Annotated in this window: 14 protein-coding genes; 9 read left to right on the forward strand and 5 right to left on the reverse strand. The window is 45.0% G+C overall.

Annotated features, from left to right (window positions below; genetic code table 11):
• Positions 1 to 167, forward strand: a 167-nt coding sequence (locus tag G475_RS28140) for an IS3 family transposase (RefSeq protein WP_156911846.1), incomplete at its 5' end; no start/stop codon positions are given.
• A gap of 438 nt (positions 168 to 605) precedes the next feature.
• On the opposite strand, the gene G475_RS0121385 is transcribed toward G475_RS28140, so the two are convergent.
• Genes G475_RS0121385 through G475_RS0121395 form a run of 3 tightly spaced genes read right to left on the reverse strand, consistent with a single transcriptional unit; the run spans position 606 to position 3,078 of the window.
• Positions 606 to 1,148 carry a YwhD family protein gene (locus tag G475_RS0121385; RefSeq protein ID WP_026702999.1) on the reverse strand — a complete coding sequence of 181 codons (543 nt, stop codon included), beginning with the start codon at positions 1,146 to 1,148 and terminating at the stop codon, positions 606 to 608.
• Between the two features lie 54 nt (positions 1,149 to 1,202).
• A complete protein-coding gene (locus tag G475_RS0121390) occupies positions 1,203 to 1,700 on the reverse strand; it encodes a YwgA family protein (protein ID WP_026703000.1) in 498 nt (165 codons plus the stop codon).
• A 49-nt stretch (positions 1,701 to 1,749) separates the two neighbouring features.
• The gene (locus G475_RS0121395) at positions 1,750 to 3,078 is read right to left on the reverse strand and encodes an HD domain-containing protein (RefSeq protein ID WP_026703001.1); all 1,329 of its coding nucleotides are present in this window, start codon (positions 3,076 to 3,078) and stop codon (positions 1,750 to 1,752) included.
• A 1,032-nt stretch (positions 3,079 to 4,110) separates the two neighbouring features.
• On the opposite strand from G475_RS0121395, the gene G475_RS0121400 reads away from it, so the two are divergent.
• Complete coding sequence (locus G475_RS0121400) at positions 4,111 to 4,965, forward strand: lipoate--protein ligase family protein (RefSeq protein WP_026703002.1); 855 nt, start codon at positions 4,111 to 4,113, stop codon at positions 4,963 to 4,965.
• 19 nt (positions 4,966 to 4,984) lie between these two features.
• Here the strand turns inward: G475_RS0121400 and G475_RS0121405 are convergent, their stop codons facing one another.
• Positions 4,985 to 5,257: a hypothetical protein gene (locus G475_RS0121405; protein ID WP_026703003.1), complete on the reverse strand. Its 273-nt coding sequence runs from the start codon at positions 5,255 to 5,257 to the stop codon at positions 4,985 to 4,987.
• A 513-nt stretch (positions 5,258 to 5,770) separates the two neighbouring features.
• Complete coding sequence (pta, locus tag G475_RS0121410) at positions 5,771 to 6,769, reverse strand: phosphate acetyltransferase (protein WP_026703004.1); 999 nt, start codon at positions 6,767 to 6,769, stop codon at positions 5,771 to 5,773.
• 362 nt (positions 6,770 to 7,131) lie between these two features.
• On the opposite strand from pta, the gene G475_RS25960 reads away from it, so the two are divergent.
• The 7 genes from G475_RS25960 (at position 7,132) to G475_RS0121450 (ending at position 13,767) form a co-directional block, all read left to right on the forward strand.
• Positions 7,132 to 8,055 (forward strand): oxidoreductase, encoded by a 924-nt coding sequence (locus G475_RS25960; RefSeq protein WP_051302817.1) that lies wholly within the window; start codon positions 7,132 to 7,134, stop codon positions 8,053 to 8,055.
• A 122-nt stretch (positions 8,056 to 8,177) separates the two neighbouring features.
• Entirely contained in the window at positions 8,178 to 8,930 is a 753-nt protein-coding gene (gene hemQ / locus G475_RS0121425; protein WP_026703005.1) for a hydrogen peroxide-dependent heme synthase, read from the forward strand.
• A gap of 130 nt (positions 8,931 to 9,060) precedes the next feature.
• Positions 9,061 to 9,486 (forward strand): cell wall hydrolase, encoded by a 426-nt coding sequence (locus G475_RS0121430; protein ID WP_026703006.1) that lies wholly within the window; start codon positions 9,061 to 9,063, stop codon positions 9,484 to 9,486.
• Positions 9,487 to 9,512: 26 nt separating this feature from the next.
• A complete protein-coding gene (gene gerQ, locus G475_RS25965) occupies positions 9,513 to 9,881 on the forward strand; it encodes a spore coat protein GerQ (RefSeq protein ID WP_407636220.1) in 369 nt (122 codons plus the stop codon).
• Between the two features lie 323 nt (positions 9,882 to 10,204).
• Complete coding sequence (locus tag G475_RS0121440) at positions 10,205 to 12,361, forward strand: ATP-dependent Clp protease ATP-binding subunit (protein WP_026703007.1); 2,157 nt, start codon at positions 10,205 to 10,207, stop codon at positions 12,359 to 12,361.
• A 142-nt stretch (positions 12,362 to 12,503) separates the two neighbouring features.
• Positions 12,504 to 12,827, forward strand: coding sequence for a DUF3817 domain-containing protein (locus G475_RS0121445; RefSeq protein WP_026703008.1), 324 nt, complete (start codon positions 12,504 to 12,506; stop codon positions 12,825 to 12,827).
• Positions 12,828 to 12,951: 124 nt separating this feature from the next.
• Complete coding sequence (locus G475_RS0121450; RefSeq protein WP_026703009.1) at positions 12,952 to 13,767, forward strand: DUF368 domain-containing protein; 816 nt, start codon at positions 12,952 to 12,954, stop codon at positions 13,765 to 13,767.
• Positions 13,768 to 14,100 lie beyond the last annotated feature (333 nt).

Genomic DNA, 14,100 nt, shown 5'->3' on the forward strand with positions numbered 1-14,100 from the left:
GGGGACGACGGTTTCCGTCCCATCAACAGGCGCATGACAAGATTTTTCGCTATATTGAACTGATTTACAACCGCAAGCGTATCCACAGTACCCTGAACTATTTGACCCCGGTGCAGTATTATAAACAGCAGGTTCTGCGGAGTCGAGCGCCCGTAGAAACCTCCTAATGCAGGCAGGAGAGTACTTTTTTCCTTAACCACCGCTCTAGATGATAGAGCGGATGGGTCAAGCGGTTTGAGCTTGACGCTTCCGCGGCATCATCTATCCTGACAGGTGGGAAAAAACCTGCGTCCGTTCCGTTTTATAACGGACAAATCATAAAAAAAGGTGTCTACTTTCTTGACATAGATCCAAAATGTCCCATCTCTCCCTCAAAATAGGATAAATCGAAGCAATAACGGAATAAATGTCCGTCCGCTGTGCTTTTTTCTTCTTTTTAAACCAAAACGTGCAAGGGGCTGGATGGGCGCCCTTGCACGTTTTGGTGTCCTAGTTTTATGATCGTGTGTGTATTTCCAGTGTATTGTTAAATTGAGAAAAGAACAATAGCTCTGACAATTGTTCAAAAATCGTTCAAAGTTTACAAGACGTTTTCTTTTTATTTTTTAATCATCCTTGACATTCAGAACTTGATGCAGTTCTTCACTGGAATGATCCCAAATGTCTTTATCAAACCCTTTTAGAAATTCAGCTAAAATGTATTTAGAATGATCATCCATCTGATCCAGGATGAGTCGTCCTTTCAAGGATTTATCCATATTGTTCACATGCTCCGGCATGCTTTTATAGCCTTTGCGGATACGGTTGTCTGAATCTTCCACCAGGGTTTCACACGCTGTAACTCCCGAATAATGCGGCTTGCCATCTTTATGATCCACTGTCACCCACACCATCCAGTATAGTTTGGGATTGGGCACCTCTTCTTTATCCGCAGAAAATTTCACTTTTTTTTCTATTTCAGAGCGGGCGTGGAGGGCTCCCATATCTACAAAGGCCCGGTCTTCTGCAGGATCAATGATAACGGGGGACATATTATCCAGGCTTAACGTACCGGCGCCATATCCTCCGTCTCCTCCGGTGGCATCTCCGCTTAATATATTAAAACCGCCGCCTTTACGTTTCTTATCATCTTTATCAAAAAGATCCATACGATCGTCTCCTTTCATAGAGTTTCTGCTTCTATCATACCTTTTTCTGCCTGGTTATTTCAAAGATTGAATCAGCTGCCAGGCTTCCTCCATATCTTCCTCCGAGTAGTTTTGACTTTTTTTCAACGCACATACCTTTTCTTTCACGTCTTCTTTCGGCAATTCTTCGAAATATAACATCGTCGAGACCAGCTCTAAAAACTTGGCACTATATTCATTTAACTGCTGAATAATGGCTTCTGCTTTTTTCCACGGCCAATCCAGGTCCATTTTCTCGAGAAAGGTACCGCCTTCCTCTGTAAGCTGATACCGGTATTGATAATAACCAGCCTTGCGTTCTTTGATTTCCGATATAAAACCAAGACTGCACAGCTCTTCTGTCCTCATTGTCAGCTCTTCAGAATAGGGACCGTACATGTGGAATGTATATTTTTCCTGCAGAGGTAGTTCCAACTTCTTGCTTATATAGACAATTTTCTGCCATTTCTTCCGGCCCACCACTTCGCCCGCCTCTTGTAACAGCGCCAATAACTTTGCATGATCAGGCAACATTCCCGACTTCCTCCTTCATGATCGAACCATCCGCCAATCTTCAACTGCCTTACCGTTCTTCATATTCCGATTCTGTCTCTCCTTGGTGGGAGAATAATATTTTTTTGATTTGTTGTTTTTCTTCTTCATGGCCGGAAGTTTCCAGCCATTCCGCCGGATAATATAATTTATGATCCGTTCGTTTCTTTCCTGAGATAGCTTCTACCAAATCCGATTCTCTGGATAATTCCCGCAGTCGTCCTTCAGGTGTTAATAAATGGATGGGCATCCGCTCTTCTTCTTCTCCGGGGCGGTAAAAATCATACGGGAGATCTGAAGAAGAATCAATAACCAAATAATAGTCCGGATCAATCCCGGCTTGTCCAAATAGTTCCTGCAGTTTCGCCCATTCGTTTAAAATAAAATGCTGATTGAACTCCACATATTTAAACAGCCGCCGGTTCATAAAGCGCTGGCAAAGATCCTTTAATACAGCGTCTTCTTCAAACTGCCACATCTGAAAGTAATACAGCACCACCGACTCATCCAGACGAAGGTATTCTTCCAGGCTGAGGGTTCCTTCAAAAAAACCTTCAAAATGATAAGGGGGCTGGGAAAAAGAGTATCCCTCTGTATGTAATTTTTTTACCCGCTGTAAAATTTTACTTAAGATTACTTCCGCACTGCGGGTGACCGGGTGAAAATAGACCTGCCAGTACATTTGATACCGGCTCATAATGTAATCCTCTACGGCATGCATCCCCGTATTCTTAATCACCGCCTGGTCTTCTGTCGGCCTCATTACGCGCAGAATCCGCTCCATGTCAAAATGACCATAACTGACCCCGGTATAATATGCATCACGCTGCAAATAATCCATACGATCCGCGTCAATTTGGCTGGATATCATACTAACCACAAGCTTATTTGGATACGTTTTCTCAATCACATCCGCTACCTTCTGAGGAAACGACTCCCCCATACGCCTTAATACGCGGTTAACTTCCGTATCTCCAGTGATAATCTTTCGAGTCCACCATTCATGATCCGTCTGAAACACTTTTTCAAAGGAATGAGAAAAGGGACCATGGCCGATATCATGAAGAAGGGCAGCGCTAAGGCAGAGCAGTCGTTCCCTTTCTTCCCAGTGAGGCCTGCCGTCAAACACTTCAATAATTCTCCTCATGATTTCATACACTCCCATGGAGTGGTTAAAACGAGTGTGTTCTGCCCCATGGAAGGTTAAAAAAGTGGTTCCAAGCTGCCGGATCCGGCGGAGTCGTTGAAACTCACGGGTTCCAATCAAGTCCCAGATCAATTCATCCCGTATATGTATATAACGATGGACCGGGTCTTTAAACACCTTTTCTTCCTGCAATGTTCGGTTGCCTTCATTCATAGGCGGTTTCCGCTCCCTTACAGTGCCTTTCTTTCGGCAGGTCTGGTATATATTACTATTATACCAAGGGCAGAAGGAAAGAAGCAAAACTCCGCCCCAAAGCCGGCGGGATTTTATTTCTGGTTTTAAGTCAAATATTGGAATGGAAACTGCCGGCTCTGCCCCTTTATCCAACTCGAGTGACCGTGCCCCTCCGCCACCCTAAAACGCCTTTAGTAAATTATAACTATTTGCATTTTATCCGACACCTAGCATATAATAAAAGCAGAGACACTGAAGTGCCTCTGCCAAATACAGATGCAAACGACCCTCTAGGAGGGCAACGAAGAATGGAAGATAGAAAACCCATCCTGCTTTAGAGTGCCCGCTCTACAGGATGGGTTTTCACTTTCTATTGTCAGAAACGAGAACTAGGAGTGCCGTGAGCATGACCATTAGGATCTCGAAATCTGACATTTCAACCACCCCCTTTCTTAAAGGGAATGGCTGCCCATCCAACAGAGCAGATCGTTTACATCATACGTTCATTATAACATACAATCAGCTCCAAATGTTGGTGTGACAGGAAACATTATGATTTATCTTTTTACTCTACAGATCGCCAAGCATCGATTGCTCTTCTTCCGTTACCATGGAAGACTCTCCACAAAAGTCGCAGCTGGAACTTAAAACCCTAACTTTTTTTGTAGAGCCTAGTTATTTAGTTTGGCCTTCCGTTTTGATAGGAAAAAACCCTATCGTATAATGGTAGTGACAAATTTATTTCCAACTATTTAATTGGTAACACCTGGTTGCGTTTTTGAGCCATTATTTCGGCGGAATGAGCCGGGCTGCTTGCGGAGGAGACAAATGCACTGAAAATGGTATATAATATTTACGGTTCTTCTTTTAAAAAGTTGAAAAGTAGTCTGTTGTTTTTACGCTGCAATGAATATACAAGGAGGGAGGTTGTTATAACTGTCTCTCTCCACCACTATGAATTCAAGCTTTTTAATCCATAAAAGGAAACTACATTGGATCGGAGTTTCAACCATGAATAGGAAAGATATGCTGAACGGACAAACATGGCGGTGGGTGGATCATTCGAGCTCAGGCCTGCATTTCCATCCTCTTCAGTCGTTTGCTTTTGATGATACATTTTGTGTTAGTACAGGCAGGGGGGCATCTCCAGTTATGCGGGCGTGGGTGCACAGCCCTACCATCGTCCTCGGGATTCAGGACAGCCGCCTCCCGTATGCCGCGGAAGGCGTTCGCTTCCTGGAAAACCAGGGATATCAAGTCATTGTCCGAAACTCCGGCGGCCTTGCCGTGGTTCTCGACGAGGACATTTTTAATTTGTCTTTTATATTCCAAGAAGATAAAAAGTTTTCCATACACAGCGGTTATGATTTTATGTGGGAAATCGCCAGACTTCTCTTCGCGGACGCCCCAGGCCCTGTTGAAGCTTTTGAAGTGAAAGGTTCCTACTGCCCCGGTGACTACGACTTAAGCATAAATGGGAAGAAATTCGCCGGAATTTCCCAACGCCGGATCCGCGGCGGCGTGGCCGTTCAACTATATATGGCCGCCCGTGGAAGTGGATCTGAGCGCGCTTCCCTTCTTAAAGATTTTTATGAGCATGCCGTCCAGGGAGAACCTACAAAGTTCTGGTGGCCGCGCATTACTCCTCAAACGATGGCGTCCCTCTCCGAGATATACGGGAAAACAATAGACGTTAACCATATACTCTACCGTCTGCTTACCACAGTGAAAGCGGAAGGGGCAGACATCCAGTCTTCGGAGCTGAGCCCAGACGAACTGGAGCACTTTGATATCTTTTTCCAGCGTGTCACCGAACGCAATGATAAGGCCTTATCCCGTACCATGGAAGAACAGAACCAGGAATAACGAGCAGGAAAAACTGCTATTAAACAAGCTGTTCCAACATTAGGTAGCCCCCTGCAAACCAGGACACTAACGCTGCTACCGTAAATAAAAACAAAAGAAGGCTCCCTTTCCATCCTTTTAATAGAAGATGAAGGCCGTAACTCACGGCCCACATGCTTCCCATAATAAAAATATGCAGCAGGGACGCCGTCCCCATTCCTTCCAAAAATCCTGCCCCAAACAAGGTAAACAAGCTGAAAACTATGATGAAAGCAAAGAGGAGAATATAACCTGTATGTAATACCGGTCTCATTTCTTAGCCCTCCTCCTCTATTATTAATATCTCTAGAACTATTATAATAAAAAGACAGCAATGGAAAAACTCAACTCTCTTCCTTGTTCTACACCTCAAATCGCTTGACCCGAATTTCATGGGGGCTTCCACAGAAAAGCGTCTGGAATAAAACCATTAAGAGACAAAAATCCGAACGATTCGCGAGAGAATCGTTCGGATTTTTTGTGCATCTGTGTCAAAATACTTCGCTTCATCCCAGGGCATAAGGGCGACATCTCCTCTAACCCCTTTGGTCGTTCTCGGAGAGTCATCTTTGCCGGGGGCACGGCCTCTATAGAGGAGGATCGGCTAAGAGCGGAACCTCCGGCGGGCGCCGATCTGACCCGTACCCTGCGGGGTCCGTGCTGTTCCCGCTGGCGTCTTCGTATTTTGACTTCGCTTGTTCCTTGCTTATTTAACACAAACTACGAAATGTTCGGGTTTTTATTTATGCTTTTTTTTGTCCCGGTCCTTTTCGCGTTTTCACCTTATTCACACCTTAGTCAGTGTTTTTTTTTCCATCACTGCCTGTTTCCCGGTAATTAATGCCAGGTTATATACATCCGTCACACTGCATCCCCGTGATAGGTCATTGACTGGTTTATTAAGCCCCTGCAGGATCGGCCCTACCGCATCGTAACCGCCAAGGCGCTGGGCAATTTTATATCCCAGATTTCCGGATTCCAGACTGGGAAAAATAAATACGTTTGCTTCTCCCCGCAGCGGAGAATCCGGAGCCTTTGTTTGTGCCACCGCCGGTACAAACGCCGCGTCAAATTGAAATTCTCCGTCAATCATCAAATCCGGACGGTCATTTTGCGCTTTTTTTGTAGCTTCTGATACTTTTTGTGTTTCCATGGATGACGCAGATCCTTTTGTGGAAAAGCTGAGCATGGCAACTTTCGGTTCCATGTCAAATGTCTGCGCGGTCTCAGCAGTTGCCACAGCTATTTCCGCAAGCTCCTCAGCATTTGGAGAAATATTGATGGCACAGTCTGCAAACACAAATTTCTTTTCCTCCTTTACCATGATAAACACACCGGAGGTCTTTTGAATGCCTGGTTTTGTTTTAATGATCTGCAATGCCGGCCGAACCGTATCACCAGTAGAATGGGCAGCTCCGCTCACCAAACCATCGGCATAATCTAAATGGACGAGCATTGTTCCAAAATAATTAGGATTCTGGAGTTTTTCGCGGGCGCTTTCTTCTGTTTCTTTGCCCTTTCTCCGTTCCACGAAAGCGTCGACAAGCCTGTCGAAGTTCTCATAAGAAGCCGGGTCAAACACCTCCACTTCCGAAAAGGAAACCCCCAGGGACTCCGCTCGTTCCTGCACTTTTTCTTTTTCACCGATAATAATCGGCTTCAACATTTTATCCGTCGATAGTCTTGCCGCCGCTTCTATAATCCGATCATCGTCTCCTTCCGGAAATACGATGGAAGGATATGCAGCTTTTACCTGGCCTTGGACAACCTCAAATAGATCACTCACAGCCATTCCTCCTTTAATCATTCCCCTGCCAGCCCCGTCTCTTCTATCTATAAATATTATACCCTGATTCAGCACTTCCTTAATCCCTTTATGAAAAGATGTCACTGTTTTTTCATTCACAAGCATACTCTTGTCTCATGAAAAAATAAACCTGCAGACCTAAAATAATAAAAATAGAAATTTTCTAACCAGTAAACGGTTACATCCCCTGGTATATCAAGCGTTTTCACAATTAGAGGAAATGTTTCACGTGGAACAATTATTTTATTCCAGCACAGCCGTGATGAATCAAGGGGTTTTGTTTCATACTAAAAAAACTTCATTTGCCCGGCTTTTTTGAAACGTAGAAGGAGGTTTAATTTATGGAAAAGAATCATTTGTTTTCGCCCTTCCATCTCAGGAATCTAACACTTCAGAGCAGAATCATACTCGAATATGCGGAAAATCCATCGGATAAAAAAACGGCTTACTATGTGCAATGTGCAAAAGATCAGATCGGTCTTATCATGACGAATGGAGAGGCCGATACCCCGGCAGGCAGCAACAGGGAAGAGGCAATGAATACAGCTGAACTTGACGAATGGCGCCCCGTTATTCATCGTGTTCATGAAGCGGGCGGGGCCATCGCTCTACAACTTTTTCACACGGGCCGGTATGCTTATAAAGGAGAAAAGAGTTCCGATCCTGCTGCCTCTTCTGCCCGTCTTTATCCGGATAAGCCTGAAAAAATGGAACTCCATGATATATATCAATCGATTCAGGCATTTGCCGACGGAGCATTAAAAGCCCGGGAAGCAGGGTTTGATGCTGTAGAAATCGGGGCGGCAGAAGGATATTTAATTCATCAGTTTCTTTCGCCTCATACAAACAAAAGAACAGATCAATGGGGCGGGACATTTGAAAAACGTCTTCACTTCCCGCTCGCTGTTGCCAGACACGTAAGAGAATATACAGACGCAGAATTTCCAATTATTTTTCACCTTTCCGGCAGGGATTTAAGTAACCATAGAGATATAGAAGATGAAACCATCACCCTTGCCGAGCAATTGGAAGCTTCCGGAATAGATATGCTCCATATTGGAACCGGTCTGAACGAGACCCGGCGTTCCCCCCTATCCTCTGAAGACTATGCGTGTTTTATCAAGGCGGCCTCTGCTATCAAAAATCATGTGTCTATCCCTGTGGCTGCTTCTTACGAAAGAAATCGAATGGAGGAGGCAAATAAAATTCTGTCAGATGCAGATGTGGATTTAATATCCATTGATAAATGTTGGAAAGACAATTAAATCAGAAATATATGAACAACTATTGACTTTTCTTAAAATGGAAGGCTTATTTTTTTCGGTTTTCCTTCACTGTGATATAGTAATCAGTAAAGAGAGTTTTTATTTAAAAGGAGTGTTACATAATGAGTGAACCTTCCCAAACATTGGACGGCTGGTTCTGCCTGCATGACTTGAGGAAAATAGACTGGAGCTCCTGGAAACAGGTGCCGGAAGAAGAAAGACAGGCCATGGTGAATGAATTCATCCGGCTGTTGGAAACCTGGCAGACCATAGAGGAAGAAGAAACCGGAAGCTATGCCTTGTACACCGTTGTTGGCCATAAAGCGGATATTATAATGGTGAACTTACGGGACTCGATAAATGAGCTGAATGCCATTGAACAGGAATTTAATAAACTCCGCCTCGCAGACTATACGATGCAGACGTATTCCTATCTGTCTGTTGTCGAACAAGGCAACTATACCCCTCCCAAAGACGGCAGCGACCCATTGGATAACCCCAATATGCGGGACAGAATTTACCCGATTCTGCCGAAATGGGAGCATATCTGCTTTTATCCGATGGATAAAAAACGGGAAGGGGAGGACAATTGGTATTCCCTCCCCCTCGAAAAACGAGTGGAACTGATGAAAGCCCACGGCATGACCGGCCGCAAATATGCAGGGAAGATTAAACAAATCATTTCAGGGTCTACTGGTCTGGACGACTGGGAATGGGGCGTTACCCTGTTTGCTCACGAGGCGCTTCAATTTAAAAAATTAATATATGAAATGCGTTTTGATGAAGTTTCGGCCCGTTATGGTGAATTCGGATCATTCTATGTCGGGAATATTTTAAATAACGAGCACATCCACCCTTTCTTTCAAACAAACTAATTTAAAAGCCCCTTTATCCAACCTCAGCAGGTGAGAAAAACCGGCCGAAAAAGGCCGGTTTTTTTAACATATCTTTTCCTTCTGTCTCATAAGTTACATTAATGTGAAAGTTAAAAAGCGGGGTGATCCCATAGCTATCATCAAGGCACCGACAGAAGATCTCAAAATGCTTGCCCGCCTCATGCGGGCGGAAGCAGAAGGGGAAGGCAATCAGGGGATGCTCCTGGCAGGTAATGTGATGGTGAACCGGGTCTATGCCAACTGCCTTGATTTTGAAAATATCCGTACCATTCCCCAGATGGTTTACCAATCTCCTGGAGGATTCGAGGCTGTACAGGATAGTTATTTTTATCAACGGGCAAGAAGCCGGGAAATCCGGCTGGCCCGGCGGCTTGTCCAGGGAGAACGATTTTCCCCGGCCGAAAATTCATTATGGTTTTACCGTCCGGGAGGAGCATGTCCGGCGGAATGGTTCGGCCAGCCAAATGTCGGCCGCTTCAAAGCACATTGTTTCTTTTCGCCCCGTTATGAAGATTGTTCAGAAGTCTACAGGTAAACATGTATAAAAAAGGAGGAGATATTTTGTATAATTATTATCCTTGGTATCCCATGCAGCAGCAGGGGGGCTTTTCTCCGTATGAAGCGAACATGGGAATACGCCAGCAAAACGGGAACGGCAATGGCAATGGGAATGGCATGCTTCCATTAGAAGAATCATACATCGAAAACATCCTGCGGTTAAACCGCGGAAAACGAGCCAACGTTTATATGACGTTTGAAGGAAACCCGGATTGGCAGTCCATGGTGTTCCGCGGCATCATTGATGAAGCAGGACGGGACCATATTGTACTTAGAGATGAGGAAGCAGGCAGATGGTATTTACTGTTAATGGTGTATTTGGATTATGTCGTTTTTGATGAAGAAATTAATTATCAATACCCGTTTGAATAGTAATCAGAGTCTGTCGTTTTCCCCCGCTCATAGTTAAACGAAGTTTAAATGCAGCCCTCGTGTGCAATAAAAATAATAGAAGCAGAAGGAAAGCAGGACATTTGAGAAATGTCCTGTTTTCCTGTTCATCAAAAATTTTTTATACCCCCCCTTGAAAGTCAAAGAAGGTCAATGTATAATACTGTTTACAAGGTCAAAGAAAGTCAAAGTCAAAGCAAATGATTTGAAATCCAGAAATCACAGCGTTATGATGCAGACCAAGATAAAAATAAACCTACAACCCTTGGCAATATAAACCTATTGAATGAAGGAGGTAAATAACCATGAGAAGATGTGAATATTGTAAACAGCGGCAGGCACGCATTGAATTAAATATGAACATCAATGGTTATCAGCAAAAAATAAATTTGTGTGATATCTGCTACAATGAAGTTCGAAATGATATGAAACAGCCTTCCAGCTTTGGAGGGGGCGGCCAGTCTTCTGCTTTTGACCAGTTTTTCCAGAACATGATGGGAGGTCAGCAGATGAATGCTGCCCAGGATCAGCAGGGACAGGCCCAGCAGGCTGGCGGCAATGGCGGCGGGCTGCTTGATGATATGGGGAAAAACTTGTCCGATGCAGCACGCGCCGGCATGATCGATCCAGTGATCGGGCGTAACAACGAAGTGGAACGCGTTATCGAAACATTAAACCGCCGCAACAAAAACAATCCTGTTTTGATCGGCGAACCAGGTGTCGGTAAAACAGCGATTGCCGAAGGACTTGCCCTTCGTATTACAGAAGGCGAAGTACCGAACAAATTGAAAAACAAAGACATCTATCTGCTCGATGTGTCTTCCCTTGTAGCGAACACCGGAGTGCGTGGTCAATTTGAAGAGAAAATGAAACAGCTTCTCAAAGAACTGCAGGAGCGTAAAAACGTCATTGTTTTCATTGACGAAGTCCATCAAATTGTCGGCGCTGGTTCCGCAGAAGGTTCGTCTGACGCAGGTAACATTATGAAACCGGCACTCGCCCGCGGTGAAGTACAGGTAATCGGTGCTACCACCCTTGCCGAATACCGGAAAATTGAAAAAGACGCAGCACTGGAGCGCAGATTCCAGCCGGTGATGGTAAATGAACCATCGCTTGAAGACTCTGTCAGCATCTTAGAAGGGCTGAAAGACAACTATGAAAAATACCACCAGGTTTCTTATACAGAGGATGCCCTACAAGCTTGTGTCCATCTATCCGACCGGTATATCCAGGATCGATTCCTTCCAGATAAAGCGATTGATTTAATGGATGAAGCTGGTTCTAAAATCAATTTGATCCACAGTGAAGACGACGATCAGGAGCTGCAAAGCCGCATTGAGCAACTCGCGGCTGAAAAAGAAAAAGCAACACAGCAGGAAGACTATGAACGGGCAGCCAAACTGCGCGATGAAGAATCCAAACTGCAAAAACAGCTGGAAGAATCCGAGCAGAACGGAGATATTTCCCACAAAGAAGCTGTCGTAGATGTGGAAACTATTCAACAGATGGTAGAGAACAAAACCGGTATTCCGGTAAGACGTCTGCAAAAAGATGAACAGCAGAAAATGAAAGACCTGCCGGATCGGCTGCGTGCAAGCGTCATTGGCCAGGATGAGGCCGTAAGCAAGGTGGCACGTTCCATCCGCCGTAACCGCGCCGGCCTGCGCCGCGGTACTCGTCCAATCGGTTCATTCTTGTTCGTCGGACCAACCGGTGTCGGTAAAACAGAACTCTCCAAATCTCTGGCGAAAGAAATGTTCGGAGACAGTGAAGCCATGATCCGTCTGGACATGAGTGAATATATGGAGAAACACTCTGTCTCTAAACTAGTCGGTTCACCGCCCGGATACGTCGGACATGAAGAAGCGGGACAGCTGACCGAAAAAGTACGCCGGCAGCCATACAGCATTATTCTGCTGGATGAAATAGAAAAAGCACACCCCGACGTACAGCACATGTTCCTGCAAATCATGGAAGACGGCCGCTTAACGGACAGTCAGGGACGTACGGTAAGCTTTAAAGACACCGTCATCATTATGACATCCAACGCTGGATCTGATATAAAACGCGTGACCGTCGGCTTTGGCAGTAAAGAAGATGTAGAACCAAAACTAACCGAATCGTTGTCCGATTATTTCAAGCCTGAATTCTTGAACCGTTTCGACAGTATCGTGTCCTTCCACGAACTCGAAAAAGAAGACCTTGTCACTATTGTCGATCTGATGCTGGCTGATATTATCGATGCAGCCAAAGAGCAGAACTTAAAAGTTAACATTTCTCAAGAAGCGAAAGAAATGCTGGCTGAACAAGGCTATGATCCGGCGTTTGGTGCCAGACCCCTGCGCCGCGTCATCGAAGAAAAAGTAGAAGACGGCATTGCCGATCTCATGCTTGAAGAAGAAAACCTTGAAAATATCAACGTAACGGTTGAAAATGATGACATCGCCGTAGTCAAAGGCTGACCACTGATCAAGAGGAGTTGTCCTAAGGGGACAGCTTCTCTTTTTTATTGCCTAAAAGTCATAAATCGTCCATTGTAGTCCCTACCCGTTCATGCTATGCTTTTCCTGTATTAACGACTTTAACGTTGAGGTGAAGTGTAATATGATGTCTTCTGCTATCGGCAGATTGCGTATTGCAGGAATGCTGGAAGGTATATCGTTTGTCTTGCTCCTCTTTTTGGCCATGCCTTTAAAATACGGATTGGGAATGGATATGGCTGTAACCATCACAGGCGCGGTTCACGGCGGTTTGTTTATTCTCTATATGGCTGCTGTTCTGTTTGTCTGGATTCAGCGGCGCTGGCCGGTACCAAGAGCTATGATTGCGGCCGTTGTATCCATTATCCCCTTCGGCCCTTTTGTGTTTGACAAAAGCCTCCGAAAAGAAGAGGAAGGAAGTGCCCCGCATTCAGCCATTGGAATGTAAGTATATAAAAAAGGCGTCCCCACTGTAACCTCTGTCTGGTAAGGGACGTCTCTTTTTGTACATAGTTTATTCAGGGCCGCATATAATCACATAAAAAAGCCTGTACATATAAAGGAGACCTGTCATGTTTGAGTGGAGAAATATACTGCGCGGGATGGCCATGGGGGCCAGTGATATTATTCCAGGTGTGAGCGGCGGTACCATTGCCCTGGTACTCGGTATCTACCATCGTCTGATCGCTGCAGTAAATAACTTTTTCAGCAGAAGATGGAAAGAACAGCTTGGATTTTTTATTCCTTTGGGGATTGGGATTGGATTAGCGGTTTTCAGTTTAAGCAGTATGCTGGAATGGCTTCTCGCCTCTTATCCCCAGCCTACGTTTTTCTTATTTTTAGGCTTAATTTTAGGAACGATCCCTTTTTTATTGAGAGAAGCGGATTATAAGCGGACTTTCACCGGAAAACATTATGTGGTTCTAGCTGCTGCGGCTGTCCTCGTTATATTGTCCGGCATGTTCCGAGGAGACGAAGGCGCTGTCATGCAATCTCTCTCTTTTTCTGATTACCTTCTGTTGTTTTTTTCCGGCTGGCTGGCCAGCACGGCCATGATCCTTCCGGGGGTCAGCGGCTCCTTTATTTTATTAATACTAGGCGTCTACAGCACAGTCATTCATGCCGTAAGCAGCCTCTATCTCCCTGTATTACTGATCCTGGCTGCGGGCATTGTTTTAGGGATTGCGATCATGAGTAAATTTCTGCATTACCTGCTCCGTTACCACCCCACGGGTACCTATGCGGTCATGACCGGCCTGCTTATTGGATCACTGTTTGTCGTTTTTCCAGGTCTGGGGGCAGGTTTTGCTCAGCTTCTCCTTAGTATTGTGACCTTTTTAACCGGCTTGCTGCTTGCCTTTATTCTAGGAAAAATCGAACGATCATAAAGAAAACGAGTTTGGGACAATACCATTATAAGATAAAAATTTCCGAACGATTAATCCATAAATCGTTCGGAAATTTTCGTTCTGTCCTATTTATCGCTCCGTCAAAATACTTCGCTTTCCGTGGGCACGGCTCGAGCCTCCTCGGCAGAAACCCTCTGCCTGCGGGGTCTCGAGACACGTGCTGTTCCCACAGGAGTCTTCGTATGTTGACGACGCTTAGGAAGTACTGTTTACCATAGAAGACGAGATGTTCAGGTTTTCACCATTCCTCTTATCTTTTGTCCCAGTCTCGTTTTCTTTATATTTTAACCACGGCTATGATCAGCATAATCC

This window comes from Salibacterium aidingense DSM 18341 (assembly GCF_000429685.1).
Taxonomy (GTDB): Bacteria; Bacillota; Bacilli; order Bacillales; family Marinococcaceae; genus Salibacterium; species Salibacterium aidingense.

Excerpts from the sequence above, each read along its gene's own strand:
- G475_RS0121385 (WP_026702999.1), bottom strand. The coding sequence starts at position 1,148 with ATGGATCTTTTTGATAAAGATGATAAGAAACGTAAAGGCGGCGGTTTT.
- G475_RS0121390 (WP_026703000.1), bottom strand. The coding sequence starts at position 1,700 with ATGTTGCCTGATCATGCAAAGTTATTGGCGCTGTTACAAGAGGCGGGC.
- G475_RS0121395 (WP_026703001.1), bottom strand. The coding sequence starts at position 3,078 with ATGAATGAAGGCAACCGAACATTGCAGGAAGAAAAGGTGTTTAAAGAC.
- G475_RS0121400 (WP_026703002.1), top strand. The coding sequence starts at position 4,111 with ATGAATAGGAAAGATATGCTGAACGGACAAACATGGCGGTGGGTGGAT.
- G475_RS0121405 (WP_026703003.1), bottom strand. The coding sequence starts at position 5,257 with ATGAGACCGGTATTACATACAGGTTATATTCTCCTCTTTGCTTTCATC.
- G475_RS25960 (WP_051302817.1), top strand. The coding sequence starts at position 7,132 with ATGGAAAAGAATCATTTGTTTTCGCCCTTCCATCTCAGGAATCTAACA.
- hemQ (WP_026703005.1), top strand. The coding sequence starts at position 8,178 with ATGAGTGAACCTTCCCAAACATTGGACGGCTGGTTCTGCCTGCATGAC.
- G475_RS0121440 (WP_026703007.1), top strand. The coding sequence starts at position 10,205 with ATGAGAAGATGTGAATATTGTAAACAGCGGCAGGCACGCATTGAATTA.
- G475_RS0121445 (WP_026703008.1), top strand. The coding sequence starts at position 12,504 with ATGATGTCTTCTGCTATCGGCAGATTGCGTATTGCAGGAATGCTGGAA.
- G475_RS0121450 (WP_026703009.1), top strand. The coding sequence starts at position 12,952 with ATGTTTGAGTGGAGAAATATACTGCGCGGGATGGCCATGGGGGCCAGT.